The sequence below is a fragment of the Actinomycetospora termitidis genome, from assembly GCF_030286555.1.
Taxonomy (GTDB): domain Bacteria; phylum Actinomycetota; class Actinomycetes; order Mycobacteriales; family Pseudonocardiaceae; genus Actinomycetospora; species Actinomycetospora termitidis.
Map to the genome: position 1 here is coordinate 141,475 of NZ_JASVWF010000006.1, position 25,222 is coordinate 166,696.

Annotated in this window: 17 protein-coding genes and 2 pseudogenes; 6 read left to right on the plus strand and 13 right to left on the minus strand. The window is 73.0% G+C overall.

All coding sequences use genetic code 11. The features are described from left to right. Positions 1-6: 6 nt before the first annotated feature. The 4 genes from QRT03_RS23650 to QRT03_RS23665 are packed head-to-tail and all read right to left on the minus strand — an operon-like array spanning position 7 to position 3,263. Positions 7-1,332 (minus strand): hypothetical protein, encoded by a 1,326-nt coding sequence (locus QRT03_RS23650; protein WP_286055547.1) that lies wholly within the window; start codon positions 1,330-1,332, stop codon positions 7-9. Beyond that, positions 1,329-2,180 carry a hypothetical protein gene (locus QRT03_RS23655; RefSeq protein WP_286055548.1) on the minus strand — a complete coding sequence of 284 codons (852 nt, stop codon included), beginning with the start codon at positions 2,178-2,180 and terminating at the stop codon, positions 1,329-1,331. Before QRT03_RS23655 ends, QRT03_RS23650 begins: the two co-directional genes overlap by 4 nt. A gap of 4 nt (positions 2,181-2,184) precedes the next feature. Next, positions 2,185-3,036 carry a vWA domain-containing protein gene (locus QRT03_RS23660; protein WP_286055549.1) on the minus strand — a complete coding sequence of 284 codons (852 nt, stop codon included), beginning with the start codon at positions 3,034-3,036 and terminating at the stop codon, positions 2,185-2,187. Positions 3,037-3,062: 26 nt separating this feature from the next. After that, positions 3,063-3,263: a hypothetical protein gene (locus tag QRT03_RS23665; RefSeq protein WP_286055550.1), complete on the minus strand. Its 201-nt coding sequence runs from the start codon at positions 3,261-3,263 to the stop codon at positions 3,063-3,065. Here QRT03_RS23665 and QRT03_RS23670 point away from each other — a divergent pair. Next, positions 3,247-3,510 (plus strand): hypothetical protein, encoded by a 264-nt coding sequence (locus QRT03_RS23670; protein ID WP_286055551.1) that lies wholly within the window; start codon positions 3,247-3,249, stop codon positions 3,508-3,510. The two genes, QRT03_RS23665 and QRT03_RS23670, sit on opposite strands and share 17 nt — an antisense overlap. 381 nt (positions 3,511-3,891) lie before the next feature. On the opposite strand, the gene QRT03_RS23675 is transcribed toward QRT03_RS23670, so the two are convergent. From QRT03_RS23675 to QRT03_RS23695, 5 genes are all read right to left on the minus strand, one after another. Then, positions 3,892-4,473, minus strand: a complete 582-nt coding sequence (locus QRT03_RS23675; protein ID WP_286055552.1) for a hypothetical protein — start codon at positions 4,471-4,473, stop codon at positions 3,892-3,894. Next, positions 4,470-6,113, minus strand: a complete 1,644-nt coding sequence (locus tag QRT03_RS23680; RefSeq protein WP_286055553.1) for a vWA domain-containing protein — start codon at positions 6,111-6,113, stop codon at positions 4,470-4,472. The genes QRT03_RS23675 and QRT03_RS23680 overlap by 4 nt, the downstream gene beginning before the upstream one ends. Then, a complete protein-coding gene (locus tag QRT03_RS23685; protein ID WP_286055554.1) occupies positions 6,110-8,629 on the minus strand; it encodes a hypothetical protein in 2,520 nt (839 codons plus the stop codon). Before QRT03_RS23685 ends, QRT03_RS23680 begins: the two co-directional genes overlap by 4 nt. Beyond that, the gene (locus QRT03_RS23690; protein ID WP_286055555.1) at positions 8,626-9,516 is read right to left on the minus strand and encodes a hypothetical protein; all 891 of its coding nucleotides are present in this window, start codon (positions 9,514-9,516) and stop codon (positions 8,626-8,628) included. The genes QRT03_RS23685 and QRT03_RS23690 overlap by 4 nt, the downstream gene beginning before the upstream one ends. A gap of 494 nt (positions 9,517-10,010) precedes the next feature. Further along, positions 10,011-13,862: a protein kinase domain-containing protein gene (locus tag QRT03_RS23695; RefSeq protein WP_286055557.1), complete on the minus strand. Its 3,852-nt coding sequence runs from the start codon at positions 13,860-13,862 to the stop codon at positions 10,011-10,013. Positions 13,863-14,118: 256 nt separating this feature from the next. On the opposite strand from QRT03_RS23695, the gene QRT03_RS23700 reads away from it, so the two are divergent. The 3 genes from QRT03_RS23700 to QRT03_RS23710 are packed head-to-tail and all read left to right on the plus strand — an operon-like array spanning position 14,119 to position 17,505. After that, positions 14,119-15,255 carry a TolB family protein gene (locus QRT03_RS23700; protein WP_286055558.1) on the plus strand — a complete coding sequence of 379 codons (1,137 nt, stop codon included), beginning with the start codon at positions 14,119-14,121 and terminating at the stop codon, positions 15,253-15,255. Next, positions 15,246-15,671, plus strand: a complete 426-nt coding sequence (locus QRT03_RS23705) for a hypothetical protein (protein ID WP_286055559.1) — start codon at positions 15,246-15,248, stop codon at positions 15,669-15,671. Before QRT03_RS23700 ends, QRT03_RS23705 begins: the two co-directional genes overlap by 10 nt. Before the next feature lie 55 nt (positions 15,672-15,726). After that, positions 15,727-17,505 (plus strand): hypothetical protein, encoded by a 1,779-nt coding sequence (locus QRT03_RS23710; RefSeq protein WP_286055560.1) that lies wholly within the window; start codon positions 15,727-15,729, stop codon positions 17,503-17,505. On the opposite strand, the pseudogene QRT03_RS32225 reads toward QRT03_RS23710, so the two are convergent. Then, positions 17,450-17,809 (minus strand): annotated as a pseudogene (locus QRT03_RS32225) (ATP-binding protein); the annotation flags it as partial. The gene QRT03_RS23710 and the pseudogene QRT03_RS32225 overlap by 56 nt on opposite strands. 224 nt (positions 17,810-18,033) lie before the next feature. On the opposite strand from QRT03_RS32225, the pseudogene QRT03_RS23715 reads away from it, so the two are divergent. Continuing rightward, positions 18,034-18,129, plus strand: a pseudogene (locus QRT03_RS23715) (sugar transferase); the annotation flags it as partial. A gap of 1,570 nt (positions 18,130-19,699) precedes the next feature. Here the strand turns inward: QRT03_RS23715 and QRT03_RS23720 are convergent. Next, entirely contained in the window at positions 19,700-20,461 is a 762-nt protein-coding gene (locus QRT03_RS23720) for a class I SAM-dependent methyltransferase (protein ID WP_286055561.1), read from the minus strand. 98 nt (positions 20,462-20,559) lie between these two features. On the opposite strand from QRT03_RS23720, the gene QRT03_RS23725 reads away from it, so the two are divergent. Next, positions 20,560-21,519, plus strand: a complete 960-nt coding sequence (locus QRT03_RS23725; RefSeq protein ID WP_286055562.1) for a methyltransferase domain-containing protein — start codon at positions 20,560-20,562, stop codon at positions 21,517-21,519. A gap of 10 nt (positions 21,520-21,529) precedes the next feature. Here the strand turns inward: QRT03_RS23725 and QRT03_RS23730 are convergent, their stop codons facing one another. Together QRT03_RS23730 and QRT03_RS23735 are read right to left on the minus strand one after the other, a co-directional pair. Then, entirely contained in the window at positions 21,530-23,758 is a 2,229-nt protein-coding gene (locus tag QRT03_RS23730) for a glycosyltransferase (protein ID WP_286055563.1), read from the minus strand. Then, positions 23,755-25,221 carry an O-antigen ligase family protein gene (locus QRT03_RS23735; protein ID WP_286055564.1) on the minus strand — a complete coding sequence of 489 codons (1,467 nt, stop codon included), beginning with the start codon at positions 25,219-25,221 and terminating at the stop codon, positions 23,755-23,757. Before QRT03_RS23735 ends, QRT03_RS23730 begins: the two co-directional genes overlap by 4 nt. Position 25,222: the final 1 nt, after the last annotated feature.

Below are 25,222 nucleotides of genomic sequence, written 5' to 3' on the forward strand. Positions count from 1 at the left end.
GCCGGATCAACTCAGTTGACTCAGCCAGACCGCGACCCCGAGCCCGATCACCATCACGACCATGATCGCGAGCAGGAGAATCGTCAGGACGCGCTTGTACCTGGGCGGCCGGGCGACCTCGTCGGTGCTCCCCCCCGTCGCGGACTCGGGCGGCGCGACCTTGCCCGGGTGTCGCCGCCCGGGTCGCGGTGTTCGATCAGGAGACGGACCGGTCGTGCTCGTCGCCGCCTGCTGGTACCACCAGGTGGGGGGCTCCGTCGGCTGGGCGGGGGACTCGGTCGGCTGGGCGGGGGGCTTCTCGTACCGCTTCTCCGCGCGCGGCGGCGGACCGGGAGTCGGCTCCGGTGCGTCGAAGCGGCTCGGATCCACGATGGCGTTCTCCCACCACGGATTCGTCGGGCCGGCCGGTGCCGGGCGCGGCGGGGGGATGGTCGGGTTGATGAGCGCCTCGAGCCCGCAGTCCACAGGGCGCCCGGACGAGCAGAGTTCGACGAGTCGGGCCTTGAGCCGACCGACCTCGGCGTCGCGGAGCCGGTCGAGGTCGTGCCAGATCCCCGAGTCGAAAGGGCCGGTGAAGTCCGGCGCGCTGAAGATCAGGTTGCGATCCGTGTAGTACTTCTCCCACAGGTCCGGCTCTCGACTCAGTGCGGTGAGCGAGAGGTGGATGACCAGAGCGGGGAAGGTGTCCATGTACGGACCCCACCGGCGGCCGGGATCGGGAGGCTGGTATGCGTCGTGGCCCTGCTCGGCGGGTGCGCCCAGGTGGTCGATGGAGGGCAACCAGACGCCGTCGAAGTCGACGAGGCGCAGATCGGTTCCGTCGACCAGGACGTTCCCGTGCTGGAGGTCCCCGTGGGCGATTCCGGCAGTTTGCAGCCGTGCGACGCAGTCGCGCCAGCTCTGGGCCAGGTGGGCGAGACCGGTGGTGTCACCGTGCTCGACCAGACCGTCGACGTGGTCGTCGAGCACGGAGCCGGGCAGCCAGTCCATCCGCACCAGCGGCCACCAGAGGTCACGGATGTGCACGCCGCTGTCCACCCACCGGGCGCTCGGGATGATCGTGCCGAGACCGTTGGAGGACAGGGAGGCGCCGAGCGCTGTGTACCGCTCGCGGCCCGACTCGCTGGGTCTCGTGAAGAAGCGCACCGCCTCGGGCCGCCCGCCGACCTCGGCGCGGAAGACCACGGCGCTGCCACCCGTGCTGGCGGCGGGGACGCTCTCACCGGGCGGGGTCGGGAAGACGGCCGCGCGTAGGTCACCGGGCCCGAACACGCGGCCGGGGGACTGCACGGCGAGCCGATAGTCCGTGGCGAGCGGCCAGGTCGTGTTCACGGTGAGGCCACCTGTCCGAGTGTCGGGAGGCAGACCGCGACGGTGTCCGGCGGTCGTGCGACGATCCGCATCCGCAGGAGGGTGGAGTCATCGTTGTCCATCGCCCCGGACCCACGCTCGCCCTCGACGAGCTCTGCGAACTCCTCGGGCTCGCTCAGCGCGGCCAACAACTCCCACACCTCGCGGCGGCGCCCGGGGTCGGCGTCGGCGCGCAACAGCCACGCCGCGACCGCGTCGGTCGCGACGTAGAGGCGGTCCCCGAGGCGCAGGTCGCCCGACCAGAAGGTCGTGCACTCGACCATCCGCTCGAGATGGACGCTCCTCGAGGAGAGCGCCTGCGGGCTGGTCCCGAAGTCGCCGGGCGCGAGCGGTGGTACGTGCCGGAGACGTTCGTGGTCACGGACCTGGAAGAGCACGGTGTCGCCGATCCCGAGGGCGGTCCACTGCGGCCGGTCGGAGTCGAGGAGGTCGATCTCCCCTGCGAGGAAGGTGGCATACGAGGCCGACTCCTCGAACTTGCGGCGCGCCCAGGAGTGCGGGAAGACCCGGTCCACCTCGGCCCAGCGCGTCTGCATCTCCTCGTACCACTGGTGGACGGCGGTCTCGGTGGGTGCGCAGAGCCACCAGGGTTCGTACTCCGTGGACGGAGCGAACGATCGCGCGAGCTGGCGAGCCCAGCCGCCGGGGTCGTAGCCGTCGGTGGCTCCGTCCGCCACCGCGAACCGTGCGCGTCCGCCGGATCGGGCGACATCGGCCCCGGCTCGCTTCATCGTGCTGAAGGCGTCCTCGTACTCGTCGGGCTCGTTCCCGCCCTTGACGAGGTGGAACGCGTCGATCATGACGTGCATCGCGTCACCGCCGACCCAGGTCCGGCCTGGTGCCGATCGTCAGGAACTTGACCAGGGTCGGGAAGTCGGCGTTGAAGCTGAACGCCCGACCTCCCTCTGGCACCGAGAAGCCCGTCTCGTGCTTCTCGGCTGTGGCGACGAAGGTCGGTGGGAGTTCGCTGGAGATGCCGAACAGGAGGGGGCCGGGCTCCGGAAGGCCGTCGGCGGACGCCGGGAAGTTCGCGGGCGGCTCCTCGTCGGGGGAGATGAAGATGTTGAACAGCAGGGGCGGGCCGTCCTCCGTCGCGAGGGACCGCAACCGTGCCGCCCAGTCGACCAACGGCGTGTCCTGGTAGCGGTCGGTGACGATGCCGTCGGTGATGTTGATGATGATCGGCGGGAAGGAGGTCCGGTGCCGACCGACCCACTCGTGCACGTGCTCGCCCGCCACCGCGATGGCCTCGCACATCGGCGTCCGGAAGCCCCACAACGGGTCGACCCAGACCTTGGCCCGGCCCGCCGGTGCGCCGGCGTCCGTGGACGGGACCTCCACCTCACGGGCCCACCCGTCCGCGATCTCGGGGACGGGGACGAGCCCCCGCCCGCGCAGCGTGTCGCCGGCCCACGCGCTCTCGACACCCTCGGTGCGATCGGACTTCATGCCGTACCCGAAGACTCCGATGTCGTAGTAGTGCCGCACCCGGACTCCGCCCGGGTTCGCCATCATCACGAGGTTGTCGATCGTGCGGTTCAGCGCCCGCGCGGCTCCGGTCGCGAGCGTGCCGCCCTGCGGCCAGGCGCGGCGCATCGAGTCCGAGCGATCGATGAGGAAGACGATGCAGCCGGGGGTGCGTCGGGAGAAGCTGGTCGTGTACATCCGTCGCCTTTCGGGGAGCGTGTCGATCAGGAGCCGGGCGACCGCACCGGTGGCCAGCCCTCGCCCGGGCGCCAGTCCCAGTGAGCGCGGCAGGTCTGACATCTGAAGCCGTAGCGGTTGCCCTGCGCGGCGATGTCGAGCGCGTAGCCGGCGCATTCCGGGCACACCGCGAGCTGTGTGGGGTGCTCGTAGCCGGCGAGGGCCCGCAGCGTGCGGGACGGCGGCAACGTCGGGGCCTGCTTCGTCGGCTTCGAGCTCGTCGAGCGCGCGGGCGACGCCGGGGCCTCCCACCAGGGCTTCCCGACGAGTGCGTGGGTCGGAGGCGGGGCGGAGGTCGCCGGGGGAGCCGGCGTCGGGGGAGGCGCCGAGCCCGTCGGGACGGGGAACCGGCTGGTCGCCTCGGTCGCTCCCGGGAGCGGCGGCCGGCTGCTCCCGCCCGAGCCGCGGACGACCGGGAGAGCTCCCGGCTCGTGAGCCTCGGGTCGCCGGGTGTCGTTGCTCCCTCCCGTGGCGGCGCCGGGGGACGGCGTCGTGGGCGGAGCAGGGACCGGCGCCTCTCGTGGTGTGGACGGCCCGGTGACAGCGCCCGACGGGCCCCAGCCCGGGTCCGATCTCGGGGCGGGTCGCTGACGGGATGCCCAGTCGGTGAAGAGAAGGGATGTCACGATGCCGAGGAACACGGCGGCGGCGGCGGCGACGACACCTGCGACGAACGTCGGGCGTGCACCGGCTGCGAGGGCCACGAGCACCCCGAGAAGCGTGCCCGCCAGGACCAACGGGACCACGACGGCCGTCGTGGAGAGGGGAGCCCCCTCCCGCGCGGAGTTCTTCGCGGAGTCCTTGGTCGTCATGTGCTCAGCCATCTCGGAAGCTCACCTCGAAAGGCGTGGTCGCCCGCTCGTCCTGGCACGTTTCCGGGAGGGCGTCCCGGACCCAGCAGATGCGGTCGATCTGGAACGTGCCGATATCGATGTCTGCTCGGCCGTCCGGCCCCAGTTGCGTGTTGAGGACCTGGTCGGTACCGCGGAGGTGCACGACGACCTTCGCGCCGGGACCGGCCGCGTCCGGGCCTGCGGGGACACGGGGGAGACCGAGCGAGAGGAGACGTCTCGCGGGTGCCGGGGCGGCCGCCGCGGTCGACGCGGCAGGTGCGCCCGCCTCTGCGGGGGGTGACGGCACCGAGGTGGGCGCCGGGGTGCCGTCCGGCCCGGTCGCCCGGTTGTCGTCGGCGGGGAAGGCCAGGCCGGCGATCGCGAGGCACACCGCACCGATCACGACGCCGAGCGCGAGCACGCTCGCGACGATCGCCCAGGTCGGCAGGGGATCGTCGTGGGGATGCGTTCGCCCGGGAGGAGCCGGCGCCTCCTCCGTCGTCCTGCCCTTCGCCGTCCAGGCGTCGGCGTAGTCCCGTACGGGCCGCTGGTCGTCGGTGCTCATCGGCGGATCCGCTCCGTGGTCGAGTCGGAGGTGTGTTCGGCGGAGACCGACCCGAGCCGGTGCTGGACCTCGAGACCCAGCACCAGCCGGCGCCCGTTCTCCGGCAGGTCGATCGAGGCGCTGCGTGGCGTGCCGGCGACGTCACCGGCGGAGCGGGGCCGGACGTGGACCCGGAGTCGGACGACCCGTCCGGTCCGGTGCCGCCGTCCGCGGACCGAGATCCGGACGTCGGCCCCCGGCACGTCGAGTCGTCCGGGCTCCTCGTCGTCGGTCGACAGGTGGTGCCGACGACGGTGGAGATCGAGCCGGCCCCCGGCGGTGCGGGCCTGCGGTCCGGTGACGACGACCGTCACCGTGCCGCGCAGCCGGGGCGACAGGAGGGCCGCTGCGAGGCCGACGATTCCGACGAGCACGAGCAGCAGCAACCACCACCCCAGGCCGAGGCCGACCGGGGCGGTCCCGGCCATGGTCCCGGTGGCGTCCACGAGGTCGCCGTCCGTCGGGGCCTGGTCGGGCCGGCCCACCAGCGCGGCGAGCCCGTTCGCGGTGTTCGAGACGACGTGCCCCGACAGCACGAGGTCGGTGGAGTAGGTCCCCGAACCGGGAACGAGCGAGGTGCGGAAGGGCACCGTCCACGACAGCCGGACGGGGAGAACCTGCGATCCCCCCGCGGGCAGGTTCACCACGTCGGGCAGGGGCGTGGACCGCACGTCGAACCCGTCCTCCGAGGTGAGCTTCGGATCCTCGAGCGTGACGGGGAAGACGGGTGAGGTGTTGGTGATGACGACCCCGATGGTGGTCGCGCCCGATCCGAGGTCGACGTCGGAGAACGACGGAGGCCACGACACCCGCACCCCGGGGCCAGGCATCCGGTCGAGGAGCGGGGCCGCCTGCTGCAGCCGGACGTCCTGGTCGAGGCGGCCGAGGTAGTCCTTCAGTGATCCCTCGCCCGCGACCGTCAGGTCCTGGGTCTGCGGGAGCGCGCTCGCCATCAACTCGCTGCCGGTGCGACCCGAGAGGGGGATGCTGAAGGCGCGCAGCGGCCGGGCCCGGCCGGCCCGCTCGGCCCTCGCGCGCAGGTCCGCCCAGCCCGGGGAGGATGCGTCGACATAGCGGCTGGTCGGTGCCGCGGCCTGGGTGCCGTCAGTGAGCAGCACGACGGACGTCGTCTGGCCGGCAGGCACGCCGTCGACCTCGCGGAGGGCGAGATCGAGCCCGGCTCCGACGTCGGTGTTCGCGCCGGTCGCCTCCGGGAGCCGCGCCGACACGTCACCGACGGCAGAGACCTCGGTCAGGGGCACGATCGTCGACGCCCGTTCGGCGAACCCGACGACCGCGAGCCGGTCGCCCGGGCACAGCGCATCCACGAACGAGCGCATCGCCACGCGCACCTCGTCGTAGCGCCCACCGGTCTGCATCGACCGGGAGAGGTCGACGGCGAACACGTAGGAGACGGCCGGGCGCGGCGTCCCGACCGAGTCCAGCAGTGCAGCCGGCGTCACGCTCCCCGCCGCCACGTCGGGCAGGGGTGGTCCGTCGCAGCCGTGCGTGGGAGCGGCGGACGCCGGGCCGATCGCGAGCAGCGCAGCGAGGAGGACGAGAGCCGTGGTCGTGCACGCGGCCACGAGGGGTCGGGTCATGAGGCTCCTCCGGGGCGCCAGAACCGAGCGCGACGCTGCTCGGTGTGCGGTGTCCTGGTCGACGGGCCGTGTCCGGCGCGCGCGCGATGGAGTCGTTCGAGCGCGAGCTCACGCGACCGGTCCAGTGCCTCGAGGGCGGCGTGCCGGTCGTCGCGGTCGGCCAGGAGCTGTGCGATGCGCGCGTTCAATCGGCGCAGTTCGTCCTCGTGCTCCTGGCGCTCGGGCGCACCGTCCGCCTGTTCGATGGCGCGAGCCAGGGCACGGGGGACGTCGGCGGCGACCTGGTCGCCGAACCCGCCGTCGCGCGCGTGTGCGACGGTCTCGGCGAACCAGGTCGACACCGCCGAGGCCGCGACGTCGTGGTCGTCCACCATGAGCCGCGCCGTGGCGTCCCAGAGGTCGACCAGTCCTCGAGCGCCTCCGTGCCCCACCCGCCCGGCGAGCGCCCCGACCCAGAGCCCGCGGCCGTCGGCGGGTTCGTGAGCGAGCAGTCCGGCGAGGAGCGCGGCCAGTTCGCCCGTCGGGCGGTCCCGGGACACCGCGAGGCGTAGCCGTGCCAGGTCGCGCCACCACGCGATCCCGCCTCGCTCGTCGTCCGGGGTCCAGGCGCCGGGCAGTTCGTCGAGGCGGGCGACGAGGCGGCCGTCGTCGGCGGCGAGGGCCCGGCGGAGCACGGTCGGACGCCAGTCGGGCACGGGTTCGGCGGCCGTGCCGGCCAGTATTCGGGCGCGCTGGTCGGCGTCGTCGGAGGCGGACAGTCGCTGGTCGACCACGGCTTCGAACGCCCGTCGCGGCATGCCCTCGCAGGCCTGGCGCACCGCCGCGACGTAGCGGACGCCGTCGTCGACGGGCTCTGGAGGGAGGGCGACGTGCCCGCATACCCGGAGGGCGTCGAGCCGTCCCGCGACCTGGTCGTCGGCGCCGGCCGACGTGGCGAGGCGTCGCCGCAACGCCGCTGACCCGTCGGTGGGCCCGTCCTCGAGGACCGGGACGAGTCCGGTCCAGGCGGACGGGAGGAGCAGGTCGAGCCGGTCCAGCTCGTGCGCGCCGGCGAACAGGATCGCGGCCAGCCGGGGAGCGCGGTGATCGTCCCCGAGGAGCCCGAGAGGATCGGGTTCCGGGCGGCGTCCCTCGATCAGACAACGGAGGGCGAGCACCCAGTGAGGGGTGCGTTGGGAGCCCCCGTCGAGCCACTCCACGAGGCCCGCGAGCTGTGTCACGGGCGGTCGGCCGAGCAGGCCCGTCATGGCGTCGAGGTCCTCGCACCAGCGCTCACGCAGCCGTTCCCACCGGGGGAAGCCGCGGTCGGCGAGCAGGTCGGCCACCAGCACGGCGAGGTCGGGCGGGCACGTGCCGAGAGGCCCCAGCACGTCACGCAGGAACACCTCGAGGTCCCCGTGCTCCTCGGCCGCGTCGACGAACGCCAGGACCTGTTCCCGGCCCGGCCGTGGAGCGTCGGGATCCGTGAGGGCCCGCTGCAGGTCCGGGCCCCAGAGTGGGCTGAGCAGCCGGAGTTCCTCGCGACCGGCTCCCTCGAGCGCGCAGCGGAACACGGCGCGGCGGAGCGCCGGGTCGACGGCGGGTGGCCCCTGTCGGCGCAGCGCGCGACGGGCGCGGACCGAGTCGCCGTGTCCGGCGCGCACATCGGCCGTCACGGCCCGGAGGAGGTCGAACTCGATCGCGACGTCGAGCGCGTGCTGGGGGGAGCCGAAGTCGACCGCCGTCGTGTGCGCGGCGAGCCACTCCCGCAGTTCGTCGGCGCGACCTTCGGCAATGTAGCCGCCGGCGACGTCGAGGTAACGTCGAGCGATGACGCTGCGTGGTGGGCCCGGGACACGGCCGGGGGACACCTCGGGAACCGACCTGGCCACCCCGCGGTCGGAGAAGCAGAGGCGCTGGGGCCGATGGGCGGGATCGACCGCGTAGGTGGTCAGCGTCAGCGCTGCTCGGTACCCCGCCGGGAGGGCGGAGGCGACCGCCTCCGCCACCGCGAGCCGCCCGAGCATGTCGAGGTCGGCGTCCGCGACGACGACCCGTCCCTCCAGGAGCAGGGCGGCCACGGCGACGGCCCAGGCCGGATCGACACCGGGGGCCGGTGGTGCGTCATCGGTGATCTCCAGGTCCAGGGCTTCACCCGGTGCGGGCAGCACGGCTCTCCCCACCGCATCGGCCCAGGCCGGGTAGCCGACCCCGGCCAGCGCGCTCCCGGCCACCACCGCGATGGTGGTGGTCGCGATCGCCCGCCGATCGCGGTCGCGCTCGCCCGACCAGCGCATCAGAGCAAGCGAGAGCCACGGATCCTCGCCGCCGTGGCATCCGACGGACGCCCACGGGAGGGAGTCGGGCCGCCCGGGGGCTTCGGTCTCGGGCGTGCCGGGCGCGTTCTCGGCCAGGTACCGGCCGAGCTGGAGGGCGTCGCCGGTTCCCGACGCCAGGATCCGGTAGTCGCTCTGATCGCCCGGGGCCTTGCCCTCGACCGCCCAGTGGGCCTCGACGGTGCGCATCGTCGTGCTCATCGCCGGCCCCTGCTGATGGCGTGCTGGAGGTCGACGAGCGGCTCGAGGACGTTCACCGGGCGGGGCGTGCTGCGCAGCACGTACTGTCCGCCGCGGACCTGCAGGTTGTCCGGGTCGTCGAGGTCCACCGCGCCGTCCGGCGCGTGGAAGCCGACCGCCGAGGTCACGTAGAAGTGGGTCCGGGACGGACTGAAGTTGGCCAGGATCTGATTGCGGATGGCCGAGGCCGCGCGCGCCCGCCGATCACGGCACAACCACTCGAAGAAGTCCCGGGCGTGGACGTCGGCCACCCTCGGGGCGAAGGGTGGTCGCGCGTCCTGGGTGAGCCACAGCCCTCGACGTGCGTCGTGCACCATCGGCACGTTGTCGAGCTTGGCGACGCAGACGGCGAGGTGGTGGGGGAGTCGCCCATCTGGGTGCAGGTCATGCTGCATCCTGCTGAGCAGGGCGGTCATGGTCGCTCCGAAGAATGCCACCGCGTCCTGGTGGACGAATTCGCGCTGGGCGTCGAAGAGATAGACGAGCGCGTCGGAGCCGGCCAGCATCTCGATCAGGTCGGGCTCGGGGTTCTGGAACTCCGAACCCGGCCGGTCGGTCATCCGGACGTCGATCGTCCGTGTCCGCCTGAAGCGGGTGCCGGGCCGCCGCAGCTTCCAGTGGATGTCCCGCCGGGCACGGGTCGCGGTGGGGAGGACCTGATCGCGCAGGATGCTCTGGTTCGCGTTGTCCAGGAACCGGCGCGACTCGTCATCGACCGGGATCACCATCCACCCCGCCTCGTACGCCGCGAGCGGGAGGGTCCAGAGGAAGGTGCTCTTGCCGCTCGACGTCCCGCCCCAGAGCGTGGTGGTGGGTTGCTCGTCGTCAGCGGGCTGGATCGGGGGCACGGGCGGTGCGCCGGAACCTCCCCGGGAGGGCGGATCGGGATCCGGGACGGGAGCACCTCGGCCGGGACCGCTCGGCGTGCCGGGGTTCGTGGGAAGAGGTGCGATCGGGGACCGCAGTCCGGCCTCCGGGGTCCGTGGCTCGACGCGGGCGGGGCTCGGCTCGGCGGCGGCGGACTCCTCCGGGGGGAGGGACGGACCGCGACGGAACGGCCCACTGCGCTCTGGGCCCTCGTGTGGGGTAACGGGGCTCCCCGGAGCCTCGGCTGCTGCTCCGGCCTCACCGCCGGTCGCCCACCAGGGGTCGGCGGCCGAGGGCGACGTCGTCTGCGACGGGACCGGCCCGCCCGCGACGTCCTCCGTCTCGGCCGTCTCGGCCGTCTCCACCGGCGGGTCCGGCACCGGCGCGTCCCCCGTCGACGGGTCGGGCGGGGACGCCGGCTCGGACGAGGCCCGGCCCTGCTCCCACCACGGGGTCGATGCGCTGTCGTCCGTGCTCACGTCCGGCCGCCCGTCCCGGCGTGGGGCGGCCCGGCGAGGGCGAGCTCGAGGCGCCCCGACGGAGCCGTGGGGCCCGGAGCGACCGCAGCGACGAGGTCGGCGACCGGGCAGTCGTCCAGCGACCACCTGGCGGTCGAACCCAACCGGTTCCACACCCGACGGGTGAGGTCGCGCGGCGCGGTGGGGTCGTCCTCGGCGGTGACGAAACGAGGCTCGTCGACGACGGCGACATGTCGCACGGCAGCTCCCAGGTGCTCCAGGTGGTCCTCCCACCGGGTCTTGTGCGGGCAGACCCGGGCGCGCTCCTCGAGCTGCGGGAACACGGCCGGGGGCCGGCTGCCCAGGACGAGCAGCGCCCGCTCCGAGCCACCTGCCCACGCAGCACCCGCAGCCTCGCGGAGCGCGTCGTCCAGGGCCGACCCGTGGGTGTCCAGGCCAGGTCGTGACGTCCAGCCCATCGCGGTCGCGCCGGCGCGGCCCGGCGGTCCGAACGCGACGATCTGCAGTTCGTCACGCCACGCCCCTCGTTCGGCGACGTGGTCGTCGTACCCGACGACTCCGAGCCGGACCCGCCCGGGCAGGTACGCGGCACGCTTCTCGAGAGCCCCGGCCACGGCGCCGACCAGGGACAGACGTCGTGCGACGACGTCGGGCGGGCCGCCCAGCTCGACGGCTACGAGGACGTCGACCGGGGAGACGGAACGGTGCACCGCAGGCAAGGAGGGCCGGGGGTCCTCGGCGAAGGGAGCCGACGGGAGCCGGCGGGACTCCCCGGACCCGACCACGAGGTCGAGGTGGACGTCGGTCCCCGCCACCAGCCGTACCTGGACCTCGCCCTCGCCGGCGGGGAGGTCGTCGATCCGACCGATCCCGACGAGCGGCCAGGAGACCGGAGCCTCGCGCCCGGCACGCGCGACCGGGAGGTAGATCGCACCCTCCGAACCGGCCGCGCGTCGGATCCACACCGACGTGGACGCGAACCCCGACCACGGCGTGGCGCCGGCAGGGAAGAGCGGGACGCTCGAGGCGCGGACGCCTCCGTCGCTGCCGACCTGCGCGACCACGAGGTGATGGGCCCACCGGAGCGGAGCGTTCGCGCACAGCTGGCCGGCGTAGGCGTCGAGGTCGAGGTGCCGGGGAGGCCGGACGACGTCGGCGCGGGGTGGCCTTCCGACCCGGAGAGCCTCGACGACCCGATCCGGGAAGGCCCACCCGGCTGCCCGCCGGATCACGGCGAGATCGGTGCGTGGGTCGTCGAGGGCGAGCTCGTCGCGGATCGACCCGGCGAGCACGCGGACGGTCGACGCCGACGGGTCCGACCCGCCGTCGACGATCCCGCCCGCGAGCAGGTACCTCCGCAGAGTGGCGTCTCCACCGGCCTCGACGAGGTCCCGGAGCGGCCACGGACCGGCGTTCGAGCCGACGAGCGGCACACCGTTCGTGTCGCGCCGGAGGACCCGGGCGCGGACGGACTCCTCGTCGATCTCGACGAGGACGACCCGATCGACCTCGCCGTAGACCAGCCGGGCGACCGTGTCCTCCACGGCGCCGGCGAGATGACCCTGTGCTGCGCGGTCCTCGTCGGCGCGTCGGACGTGGTCGCGCGCCCGAGCCAGCTCGACGTCGGGCTCGGACGAGCCGCTCGGTCGGCAGTGGATCAGAACCGCACCGGAGGAGGCCCGCACGGCGGCGGCGAGGTCGTGATCGCGCTGCCGGGCGGGCGTGGCGGGGTCCGCCGTGCTGTGACGGCACTCCGGGCACCACCCGCCGGAGACAGACCAGCGGCAGATCGGACACCGTGCGGCCACGTGCCGATCGGCGGGGGGCATGCGGTGCAGGCGCACGGTGCGCCCCGACTCCGCCGGGGTCGTGCGGGGGGCCGTGTACTCCACCGTTCCACCCGGGCGTCCGGCGGGGAGGTCGACGACCGCGACCGCTCCGTCGCTGCGGCCGACCAGCAGGACGTCCCCGTCGACGGCCACCGGGACCTCGACGGGGGCGCCGACCCGCGCGACCACCGTCGGCTCGGCGTCGTCGAGGTCCAGGGCGAGAACCTCGCCCTCGAGCGTCCCCACGAACAGCCGACCGTGCCCCAGAGCGACGGAGCGCCGTACCGCGACGCCGAGCTCCCGCCGGCTGCGCTCCCCGCCGGCTCCGGCCACCACCGTCGTGCCGTCCAATGCGACGACCATCGCGACGGCGCCCCGGGCGACCACTGCGGCGGCCGGCGTGGCGGTCGACACCGTGGTCAGAGCGGTCCCGTCAGCCCTCAGCAGTCGGAGCGAGCCGTCAGCGGTCGCGACCGCGACGACATCGGCGGAGGCCGCGAGCGCGAGCACCCGGTCGCCGGCCGGGACGGTCCAGGAGCGGTCACGGGCGCGGAGGTCGACCGCGTGCACGACTCCGTCCGCGGTCGCCACGACCACGCGGGACCGACCCGCGTCCGCGATGGCGTCGACGGGAGCTCCGAGAGCCCATTCGGCGAGCAGGCCCCGGCCCTTCCCGGAGAAGGCACAGAGCACCCCGCCGGCACCACCCGCGACGACCCATCCGCCGACCGTCCGGAGCTGCGTCACGGGGCCACCGACCCACAGCCGGTCCACGGTCGCGCCGGAGACGAGATCGAGGACGTGGACGAAGCCGTCCTCGGCCCCCACGAACACCGACGAGGCCATGACGCCGAGTGCGCGCCCGTCGAGATGCCGTCGCCAGCGGCGCGGATCCCGGCCGTCCCCCGCGTCCACGCACACCTCTCCGCCGCGCGTCAGGACGACGAGGCGGTGGTCGTCGGCCACGGCGACGGCGGCCGGTCCGTCTCCGAAACGGCACGCCGGGCCGCGCGGCCGCCGCGTGGCGGACAGTGGCGGCGCCAGGACCTCGCTCGGCAGAGCTCGCGTACCCCCGGGACCTCCCGCGGTCCCCGGCGGCGTCGTCGGTCGGGTCGGCTCCGGCTCGGGCGCGCCGACGGCTCCCCGCAGGGCGATGTCGTCCCGATCCTGCTGATCGAGCTGGGTGGTCGCTTCTGCCGGGAGCGCCTCGGTGAGCGACCGCGTCGTCAGCAGGGCGCGGGCGAGCTCGGCGAACTCGCCCGCGGTGGGGCGGCGATCAGGATCGGCATCGGTCGCCGTCCTGAGGAGGGGCCGCAGGACGTCGGGGACCCCGTCGAACTCGATGGGGCCGATCCCGACGATCTGCTCGCCCTGCACGGCGACCTTGCGGGGGAAGTCCTTCCGCAACGGATAGATCAGCGCGGCCGCCAGCTCGAACACGTCGGCCTTGCGGTCGTCGACGGTGTAGCCGTTCCCGGCCCGCTCCGGAGCCAGGTACGTCGGGGTCCCGACCAGATAGCCGGACCGGGTCAGACCGGGCTGACCGTCGGAGCGGGACAGCCCGAAGTCGATCATCAACGGTCGTTCGCGCGTGACGAGGACGTTCTCCGGCTTCAGGTCGCGGTGGGCCGTCGTCCGGTGCAGGTACTCCAACGTCTCACCGAGGGCGACCGCCAGGTGCAGCACGGCCTGCGACGGAAAGGGACGCGAGCAGCGGTCCACGAGCTGGCGCAGGGAGAGACCACCGACGTACGTCGTCGCGAACCACGGGGGTTCCTCGCTGAGGCCGGAGGCGAGCAACGTCGGGATGCCGGGGTGCTCGAACCTCTCGAGGAGCCCCACCTCGCGACGGAAGCGGGCGAGCACCTCGCCGTCGCTGCCCTGTCGGTCGAGCACCTTGACGGCGGCCCGTGCGCCCGTGGCGTCGTCGACGGCGACGTGCACCGTGCCGTAGGCGCCGGCGTCGAGCCTCCGGACCTGGCGGAAACGCCCGTACTTCGGCGAACCCCCCTGACCCACCGCTACCCCCCACATCGCGTCGCCTGCTCTGGCGCACTCGACGAAGGGCGACACCGATGAGGTCGCCCGACTTCCCCCCGAAAGCAGCGTGATCGACAGTAAGTCAGATCTCTGCGAGAAGAACCATCTCCTTCACCCGTTGAGACCAGCTTAGAAGTAGGGCGGACGACTCTCCGTGCTATTCCTTTTGCGTTCGTGATCGTCTACGGTCGCCCCTCGATCGGGGGATCGGATCTTTCATCGGGGGGAGGCGGCCGTGGGCCGTCTGGTCGTGATCGCACTCGCCGCGCTGCTGGTGGCCGGATGCGCGGGTGCGACTCCCGCGGAGCCGGGCGGGCCCACGGGGACGGCGAGCGACGGACCTCCGCCCGGTCTTGTCGGCGTGCGCAACGCGGCCGTGACGGTGGCGTGCTCGAACGAGGGCCTCTCGGGCCCCTGGTCGTTCACGATCGCGGCGACGGACGCGTCGTCCGGCGCGCCCGTTCGCGAGCTGCGGTTCACGCTTCCGAAGGGCACCGAACCCGCGTTCCCCTGCGCCGACGGCAGGGGCAACGTCGCGTCCGCCGGCCTCGTGCCCTCCTACGCGTTCCGCCAGGTCTTCGACGCGGACTTCCGCAAGATCGCAGTCACCTCGTCCGACGCCCGGACCAGCGGCCGGCGGGTCGGCGTCCTGGACATCGCCACCGGCCAGGTCACCGATCTCTCACCCGCTCGGTCGGACTTCGCCGCCGCGCCCCAGGACCACAGCGCCGTCTTCGCCGACGACGGGAGGGTGTGGTTCGCCTCGGACACCACGCGCACCGTCACCTCGGTCGCCCCGGACGGGTCCGGCCTCAGGGACGAAGGACCAACCGGCTACACCAATGGTGTCGCCATGCTCGGGTCCGGGGACCTCGGGCTGGTCGTCGCTCCGCGTTCCCACACGGCGTTCGCGTTGGCCGCCGGGGGCGACGGCTTCGTGGCGCCGTCGCCCGACGGGTCCGTGTTCGCCTCCGTGGAGCAGGCCCCTCTGACCGGCGAGTCGGGTCCGCTCGAGCTGCGGCGCTCGGAGGACGACGGCGGGAGTGCGGTCCCGCTCTCCGGGGACTTCGGGCGGGTGGAACGGTGGGTCGACGGGACGAGGTTGCTCGGCGTCGCCTCGGCGGGGCAGGGAACGACCATCACCCTGGCGGAGCTGGGCCCCGGGCGGCGGGCGGCGACCGCGCGTTCCATCACGCCGGCCACCGACCGGTACAACGCCAGTCCGGTCGCGTCCCCCGACGGCTCCTCGGTGATGTTCCTGTCGTTCAGGGCGAACCGCGCGGCCCTCTACCGGGTGCCGATCGGCGGCGGAGAGCCCGTGGTCGTGGCGCCCGATGTGGCCACCTCGAACTACCTCCTCGAATGGCGGTGAGCGAGGTGTCGCTCATCGAGCTCGGATGTCGCGGCTTGCCCGGCGTCGTCGCCGTGGTGCTGCTCGCGTCGTCGGGGTGCAGCGCCGCCATTCCGCCTCCCGAGCCCTCGCCGGCGGCGAGCAGCACCGTTCCTCCTCCCGCCCGGTCACCCCTCGACCAGCTGCGGGCCTGCATCGAGCAGGCGCAGACGGCGTCCTCGCCCGCGGCTGCCCAGAGCGAGCTCGAGCGGTGCCAGACGCAGTTCGAGACGGCGTCGAGCGCGGTCGACGCCCGGCGCGCGGCGTTCGAGGCGTTGCAGGCCTGCTTCGCCGACGCGCAGCGGGCGGCCTCTCCCGCTGAAGCCCAGCAGCGCCTGAAGGCATGCCAGGAGGCGTTCGCCGCCGCTTCCGGTCGAGGTGGCACCACCAGTGGGTAGCGCGAGCACACGGACGGACGCGGGACGAGGCCGGGTCCTCCGGATCCTGGTCTCGGTGGTTCTCGTCCTCGCGCTCGGCGCGGGCTGCGCGAGTTCCGTGGACGACGACCAGACGGTAGGAGTGGGCCCGGCTGGAGGTCGCATCGGTTCCGCATCGGGTCCGGCGCAGGTGGACGTCCCACCGGGGCTCGCCACGCGACCGGGTTCGATCCGGATCACCGCGACCCAGCCCGGCCCGGGGATAGGCCCGGGAGCGCTGGCAGATGCCGCCGTGGCCCTGGGGCCGGCCGTGCGCATCGATCCCGACGTGGAACTGGGTGGCGCATCGGTCCGTCTGCCGGTCGACATCGGCGCTCTGCCGACGGCGAACGGCCGCACCGCGACGCCCGCCAACGTGTTCGTGGCCGAGTTCAACGAGGTCTTCCAGGCGTGGGTCCCGCTCGCGTCGACCTTCGACCCAGCGACCGGGCAGGTCGTCGCGAAAGCGCCGCACTTCTCCTGGTTCCAGGAGTACGTGGTCGATCCGGCATCGCGCGAATGGACGGCTCTGAAGTCCGGCTTGGACGCGGTCATGGACAGCGCCGCCTACCGGGTCTTCGTGAACCCGGACAAGAAGGAGATCGATTGTCCGCCCGATGACGGCCGGTGGGACGTCCGGGTTCCGGAACCAGAGGTCGAGGCGTGTGTCGCCACCGGACCTGACGGTCGCCCGGAACTCCGGGTGGAGAACGGTCTGCGATACGGGGCCTATCTGCAACTTCCTCGTGGGGCCGACACCGCACCCGTGAACGGGACCAAGTTGGTCTCCCTCATCGTCGGTGCTTTCCACGGACCTCTGGATCAGCAGTACGTCGAGGGGCGGGGGATCGTCGCCTTCCCACTACCGCGTGGCGCGGAGACCCGCGGGCTCTCGTTTCCCTTCGAGATCGACGGAGTCGCGCTGACACTCTCCACCGTCCTGGCGGTCCTCGGGTGGATCCCGTCGGCCCGGACCTACGAGGAGGTGCTCGGGAGGGTCGTCAGCAGCGGTGTGCTCGTCCGTCTCACCGACGACAGGGTCACCATCACGTCGTTCGTCCGAGAACTCACCGTGGCGGTGAAGCGCGAGAGCCCCGCGGTCCCGGGATACGCGGAGAGCGCTCAGGTGATCAACGATGTCATGAACTGTGCGGCGGCGCAGGTCGAGCGATCGGGAGGGGACCTCGAGCGCGTCCTGAGCGTGGTGAAGGGCTGCGCCGGCTACGCGTTGACCGCCATTCGCGATCAGCTTCGCCGTAACGTCGGAGATGTGCTGTCCGTGGTCAACTCCTTCCCGGACACCGTCGAGGCACTCGGCGGACTCATCGACCTGGGGCGGACGGGCGGCGGGCTGCGCGAGCCCTTCGCCATCTCCGTGCGTCCGCGTGTACGGGACGATCTCCGGGCCGTCGACTGGTCGTCGGTGGTCCGTGATCCTGAGTGCGACGTGGTCGATGGAGAACCTCGCATCGAGACGCGCGGCACAACGTTCGCCGACCTGACCGGCGACAATGCTGTCGACGCGATCGTCGTGGCGACCTGTCCCTCGCCCACTTCTTCCAACCCCGAGAACCTGTATCTGTTCGACGGGACGTCTCCTCCGTCCTCACCGAGGCTCCTGGCGCGTTTCCCGGGTGATCGCAATCTGTATCTACGGAACTCGCAGGTCACGGTCGCCGGTCGTACGGCCACCGTCCGGGCCGACAACGTCAGCCCGTCCGGCTCGTTGTGCTGCCCGGACCAGCGGTATCAGCAGTCCTTCACCTGGTCGAGCGCGACGCTTCGTCCTGGTCAGCGGACCCTGATGCCACTCTGACCCGGCTCAGGGGGCTATGCGGGCGACGTCGGCCCGTCCTTCGCGCGATCGAGAGGCTGCCGCGGTGACGTTCTCTCGCCATCGCAAAGCTGCCCGTTCCACCAGCTGTCGACGGCCAGTTCGTGGTCCCCGCTGGTCGCAGGCGAGAAGCCCCGGTCCGAGGGTGTTCAGTTGCTTGTGGCTGGCTCGGGCCCTTAGCGCGGGCTCGGCGCATGCGGTAGGACTCGCCGTCGGTGTCGACGACGTAGGCGTGGTGCAGGAGTCGGTCGAGCAGGCTGACCGCGGTAGCGGGTTCGGATAGGAACCGGCCCCATCGAGGTCGGCCAACGGGATGTGCTCGGTCCCGTGAAGACGACCAGGACGCTGGCGAACCCGAACCCGGAGATGAGGACGTTCAGGCCGGCGGCAGGGAGAGGAGCACCCGCGGGGTCCGCAGGACCTCAGCGGCGACCCCTACCCGGCCACTCGCGGGGACCTCACCTGGCCACCCGCGAAGACCTCCACCTGGCCGATACCCGGAACTTCTTCATGGCTACGGATAGTTGGTCGCTCGACGAGATTCCGCGGCTGGCCAACGTTCTTGCCGGGTTCATGTCGCTGGTCGGGCCGCGGCCGCCGTGGCCGCGTGAGGTCGAGGTACTGACGGGGCGTGGTTCAGCCCCGGCTCCGGCGACCCCGGGCGATGCGCCGGGGGAGCCGGCGGAGCCCGGTCGAGCGGGTGGACTCGGCGGTCTCGCCGGTGACGATGGTGGTGGACTGCTGCGTCATGGTGTGCTCCTCGGGTCTTTCTGGCGGTTCTGCTGACACGAAGAAGTCTGCTGCGACGGGCCGATGAGTCCCATGCCCTGCGTGGTGAGGGTCCTGAGCGGTGAAGGGCAGGGTTCTCTCACCCCGAGGTAAGGCAAGCGAGGACGGAGCCTGGCGGTGGCGACTCTGCGAGCGACTCAGCACCGCCGGCCGAGTGCCTCGCGAAACCGCTTCCAGCGGAACCGGATCTCGGGATAGCACTGCTCGCACCGTTGTCCCGGCAACCTCTCAGCTGCCGATCCGGCGGCCGCGGGTCCGGCGTGTGCAGCGGCTCAGCATGGTGCATTCACCTCGTTTCGGTCATCTCGTCTGGAGCGTCAGGGCAGGCGGCGGCCGCGGGTGCGGCGCGGGAATCGCGTAAGCATGTGAACCTCCTCGTTCTCTGTTGGTGCGCGCTTCTCAGCCACCGGTCCGGCGGCTGCGAGTGGTGCGGCGGCCGAGCCGGCGGAGCTCGGTGGAGCGGGTGGGCTCGGCGGTCTCGCCGGTGATGATGGCGGTGGAGTGCTGGTTCGTCGGTGCTCCCTGGTTGGGTGGGCCGTCGTGCTGCTCAGGTCGTTCAGGGGGCACGGCGGCCGCGGGCGCGGCGCTGGACGGTCATCAGCATGGTCGTTCACCTCGTTCCAGATCGGGGTGTCGGATGAGAGTGGTGATTCAGGGGGAGCGGCGGCCGCGGGTGCGGCGCGGGAATCGAGTGAGCATCGTCGTCACCTCCATCGCAGTTCTCTGACGGGAAGGATCTCGAGCGAACGTCTCAGCCGGAGTTCCGCCGGCCGCGGGTGGTGCGACGGTTGAGCCGGCGGAGCCCGGTGGAGCGGGTCGGCTCGGCGGCGTCGCCGGTGATGATGGTGGTGGAGTGCTGGTTCACCGGTGCTCCCTGGTCCGGCGGGCCGTCGTGCTGACAGGGAGAAGTCTGCTGGCAGTCCGAGGCGCAGCCCATGCCCCTGGCGGTGAGGGTCTACGGCGGTCCCGGTCAGGCTTTCCTGACCGGAAGGTAAGGCCGGCGGACCAGGGGGCGGAACGCCGAGAGCCCCGCTCCGGACCACGTGGCGTGGCCCGGAGCGGGGCTCCCGGTGGCATCGTTGGTTCAGGGGGTACGGCGACCGCGGGTGCGGCGCTGGACGCGAGTCAGCATGGTCGTTCACCTCGTTCCCGATGATGGTTCCGGCTCGGAGTGATGGATCAGGGGAAGCGGCGGCCGCGGGTGCGTCGCGAAATCGTCGTGAACATCCTCGTCACCTCCGTCGAATTCCTCTGCGGTGTTGGTGACAACGATGACGCGAATGGGAATGGCGCACCATGGACGTGCGGGTGAGGAAGCCGTGCCCGCGGGGTGCGGGTCTTCTTACCCTGCGGACAGGGACTCGGCGGTGAGGAGGCGGGCCGTCTTTCAGGGCCGGGCGTTCTCCCGGCGTGCCACCAGTACTCGGTTCCACAGGGTCCGGTAGACGCCGAGCAACACCGGCGCCGCACGGACGGCGCGATGGACAGCCCGCCCTCGCGAGGACTCCGTGTGCGTCAGGAACAGGTCCTCGCGGAACTCGACCGTCGCGAAGCGACGCTCGAACAACCGGCGGACGGTCGCGGTCGTCGGGTAGTTCGTCTGCTCGCGCAGCCACGTGTAGTTGAACCTGGCGACGTCGCGGTAGTGCTCGCCCCGCTGATACTGGTTGCGCACCCCGAGGCGGGCCCACAGCAGCAGCCACGGATAGCTGCGGTGCACCGTCGCCAGCGGCACGAAGAGGTGGCCCTCCACCGGCATCCACCGCCCGGGGAAGATGTGCATCGACATGCCGCCAGGCTTCTGCACCCGGTGGCTCTCGCGCACGAGGTCCTCGTAGTCCATGACGTGCTCGAGGACCTCGCTGGAGAGGATCAGGTCGAATTCCCCGTCCTCGAACGGCAGCCGGTAGGGCGTGAGATCGATCTGCCGGACCAGGCCCTCGTCGAACCGGTCGCGGGCCGCCACGCTGTCGCGGAGCACGGTCTCCGCCCCGACGGCGTCGTAGCCGGCGTCGCGGAGCGCGCTCACCGTGGCGCCCTCGCCACACCCGAGGTCGAGGATGCGGGCGCCGGGCCGGAGGTCGAAGCCCGCTGCCTGGACGATCCGGAGCTGATGCCGGACACGGTAGGGGAGCCCGGAGGGGGTCATGCTGGCCTCTCGCCGGGCCGTGGGCCGTCGTTACGGCACGGGCAGGTGCCCGAGGCCGTGCTTCCCGGGGTTCGGGGCCGGGCTGGGATGCTGCACGGGTGAACGTCGCGTCGACCGTCCGGCGTGGGATCGAGCGATGGACGGCGCCCACGGTCCCGGCGCACCTCGCCCGGAACTGGCGTGCACCGGACACCGAGGGTCTCGTGGTCCTGGAGAGTGCCTTCGAGGCCACGGGGTACCGCACCGACGGGACGGAGACGGGCGCAGCCGACCACGTGTCCGGGCGGCTGGAGCTGGCCCGGAGGGACATCGTGCCGTGGCTCGACGACGCCGTGCGGCTGTCGGGTGCCACCGTGCTGGAGATCGGGTGCGGCACGGGGAGTACGACCGTCGCCCTCGCCGAGCAGGGAGCGGCCGTGGTCGGGCTGGACCTGCTCCCGGAACGTGTCGAGATCGCGAGGGCGCGATGCGCGGCTCACGGGGTCCGCGCGCAGGTCGACGTCGCGAACGCGGCGGATCTGCCCGGTCGGTACGCCGGCCGTGAGATCGACCTCGTCGTCCTGTCGGCGGTCCTCGAGCACATGACGCTCGACGAACGCCTCGCCGCGATGGCGGCCAGTTGGCGCATGCTGCGTCCGGGCGCCCACTGGTGCGTCCTGGACACCCCGAATCGGCTGTGGGTGCACGACAGGCACACCGCGCACCTCCCGTTCTTCCACTGGCTGCCCGACGAGCTCGCGGTCCGGTACGCGGATCGCAGCCGACGCCCGGAGGTGGCCGCCCTCGCCGCGACGCCCGTTCCGGATGCCGTCGCGGATCTCGCCCGGCAGGGCCGCGGGGTCAGCTACCACGAGTTCGAGCTGGCGATGGCGCCGCTCGACGAGCTCGAGGTGGTGTCCACGCTCCCCACGTACCGGGACCGTCGCAGTGCCGCTCGCCGCCTGCTGCGGACGCTGGCCCCGGAGCGCCGCGTGGAGCGGCTGCTGCGCTCCGCGGGACCGCCTGCTCCTGGGGCCTTCTTCCAGGAGAGCCTGAATCTGGTGCTGCGCCGCTCGTGAGCCGCGAGCCTCAGCGCACCAGCCCCTCGACGAGCCGCGTGTAGCGCTCCGCCATCGCCGTGTCGGTGAACTCGGCCTCGGCGCGGTCGCGGCTGCGCGCGCCGAGCGCGGTCCGTGCCGCAGGGTCACGCAGGAGCCCACCGAGCCGGTCGGCGAGCGCGGCCTCGTCGCCGACCGCGACGAGGTGGCCGTTGACGCCGTCGGTCACGAGGTCGGCGACCGCGCCGCAGTTCGTGGCCACGACCGGGAGACCGGCGTGCATGGCTTCGACGACGGCGAGGGGGAACGCCTCGGTGCGCGACGAGAGCGCGAAGACGTCGAACGCGGGCAGGAGCCGGACGACGTCGGTCCGGCCGCCGGTCAGCAGTACGCGGTCGTCGACGCCGAGGTGAGCGGCGAGTAGCCGCAGTGCACCCTCCCGTGGCCCCGCTCCGACGACGACCAGACGTGCCCGGGGATGGTCCACGGCGAGCTTCGCGAACGCCCGCAACAACGTGTCGTGGTCCTTCTCCGGGACGAGTCGGCCCACCGTGGCGATGACGACGTCGTCCATGCCGAGGCCGAGCTCCTCGCGCACGGCGTCGGGCGAGTGCCGTCCGGGAGGCGGCGGGACCGTCACACCGTTCGGGATGACGTGCACGGGCGCCGACCGCCACGGTCGGGAGCCGACGCCCTCGGCGGCCCCGAGGTACCGCTCGTGACCCTGCGAGAGGACGACGAGGGCCCGCGTCGACGCGAGGGTCTCGACGACGTGCCGGGGCAGGCACCGGCCTCCCGGGGGATTCGGACCCATCGTGTGCACCGTGACCACGTCCGGCGTCCCGGTGATCCGCGCGGCGGCCCGGGTGAGGGCCATCGCCCCACGGTGATGGTTGGCGACCAGCGCCACGTCGGCGTCCTGGTACAGACGCCGGACCAGCGCTGCGGCTGTCCGTGGGTCGCGGGACGGGCGGCCGAGCACCTCCACCGGGCAGCCCGCGGCGCGGAAGTCGGCAGCCAGCTCACCGCCGCGGCGCAGGCAGATCATCCGCACGGCGACCCGTGCCGGGTCGAGGGCCCGGACGAGGGCGAGCAGGACCGTCTCGGCACCCCCGCGATCGACCTCGTCGAGCACGAGGGTCAGCCGGACCGGGGGACGGGCGAGCCGCGTCAAGGCGTTCTCCGCGCGCCTCGTCGAGACCTCGAGGTCGACGTGTCGGGCGACGTGGCGCTGTCCGGCGCGCCCGAGCTCCCGTCTCCGGACGGGATCGTCCAGCACCGTGAGCAGGGCATCGGCGAGAGCCCCGACGTCACCTGCGGGCACGAGCAGCCCCGTCGAGCCGTGGTCGACCATCTCGGGGACCCCACCGACCGCCGTCGCGACCACGGGGAGGCCGGACGACATCGCCTCGAGCAGGGCCTGCGGGGCGCACTCCTCGCGTGAGGACAGCAGCCCGACGTCGGCCGCCCCGAGCAGGTCTGCGATGTCGCTCCTGGTCCCCGTGAGGACGACGTCCTCCGAGACCCCGAGCTCGACGGCGAGCCGCTCGAGATCCTCGCGCAGGGGCCCGTCACCGACGAGGAGCAGTCGGGCCCGGGCGCGCGCCGCCCGGACGCGCGCGAAGGCCCGCAGAGCGGTCGCATGGTCCTTCTGGTGGGTCAGCCGGGCGACGAGAACCACGACCTCGGTGTCCGGTGCGAATCCGAGGCAGCCCCGGACCGTCATCGACGGCGTCGTCGCCGGTGCTGATGCGACACCGGGCGGCACGATGCACACCTGGTCGTCGCGCCACCCGAGTCGCGCGAAGTAGGGCCGCTGGGCCTCGACGAGGCCGAGGACGCCCGCGCTGTGCCGGTTGGCGAGGCGGTCGAACAGCCGGCGGGCCAGGGCCCGGGGCACGTGGTCGCGGGAGTCGTGCACCCAGGTGCTCGCGGGGATGCCGAGCAGCAGGGCCACCGTCCGGGCCAGGACGTCGGCGCTGTACCCCCGCGTCACCACGAGCCCCGGCCTTTCCCGCCGCAGGAGACGAAGGAGGTCCAGCGCGGCGAGGAGTGCGGCACGCTTGCGACGCTGCAGGGCCCGGGCCGGGACCCCTGCGGCCGCGAGCTGGGGGAAGAGGGCGCCCGCCTCGCCGACGCACACCACCGACGGGCTGACACGGGCACGGTCCAGAGTGCTGACCAGGGACACGAGGTGCCGTTCCGCTCCTCCGACCGCGAGGTCGGGCACGACGAACAGCACGGGCAACGGGCGGGTCACCGCGGCGCTCCGATCCGAATCCGTTCCAGGCGCGGGGCGATCGGCTCCGGGCGCGGCCGGCCGGGCCCGACGGCCAGCCCCGCGAGCAGGAACGCCAGCGTCCAGGCGAAGTCGAGGAAGCGGATGTCGACGGTGAAGCCGACGACGATGACCACGAGCACGGCGAGCAGCGCGGTGTCCGCCGTGGCGCGGGTCGGGCCGCGGCGGGCCGCGAGGACGCGGCGCAGGATCAGGACCAGGACCGCGATCCACAGGAGGAGCCCGAGCACCCCGAGTTCCACGACGACGGCGAGCTCCGTCTCGTGGGAGGCGATCCCGAAGCCGCGGCGCCAGTCGACCGCGGTGGACCACTGCTCGTGGTAGAGCGTGTTGACCTGCGGGAAGCGACCGATTCCCCAGCCGAGGAGGGGTTCGGAGCCGACCGCCCGCACGGCTGTGGCGATGATGTTCAGCCGGTCGTCGATCTCGCTGGTCGTCCCCACGCCACCGGCGGCCCGGTCCGTCCCGGTGAACGCGGCCCAGTTCGCGACGATGCCCGCGACGGCGACGGCCAGGATCACGGCGGCGCCACGCCGGTACGCGTGCGACACCAGCGGGGCGGCGAGCAGGGCGAGGCCGGTGACGAGCCAGACGGCCCGCGTGTGCGTCAGGTAGATGCCGTAGACCGCCCCCACGGCGACCACGTGCGCGATCCAGCGTTCCCGACGCGGACGGGACGCCTCCCCACCGAGCCGCAGGCACAGCAGGAGCCCGACGACGAACAGCACTCCGTTGGTCACCGGTTGGTCGAACACACCCACCGCTCGGTCCGGCCAGCTCGGGGACTCGACGACGGAGCGCGGCAGCACGAACGCGCTCAGGCCGTGGAACTGCATCACGGCGATGAGCGCGGAGTACGCGGTCGCCGCGACGACCCACCAGGAGAACGCCGACACGACCCGCGGATCGCCACCGCCGGCCCGACCGAGCAGGTAGGCGGTGAAGGGGAAGGCGATGCCGGTCACGATCAGCACCGGGACCGACTGCGGCCCGCCCCGCGGGTTCAGCGCGGCCAGGGCGTGCGGGGACAACCAGGACGCGACGTTGACGGCGAGGTAGAGCCCCATCGCGATCTCCGGCGCCCCGAGCCGGGGGAACGCCAGCCGGCCACGGAGGACCGCGACGAGCAGACCCGCGACCGCCACGAGCAGGAGGAGCCCGGGAAGCGGCACGTCCAGGGCCTGCTCGTGGATGGCACTCCGGAGGAAGGCCGTCGTCATGAGGAGCAGCAGCGCCGCGGCGGGCTCGACGAGGGCCAGGATCACGACGGCCCCACCCAGCCCGGCCAACAGCAGGACCGGGCCGGCCGTGTGCGGGGCGAGCACGCCGGCGACCGCGACCGCGACCGCCGCGCCCAGACCCACCGCCCGGTCCCGGAGCGGGAGCGCCGACCGCACCCGGTCGGCTCTCCGGAGCAGGAGCACG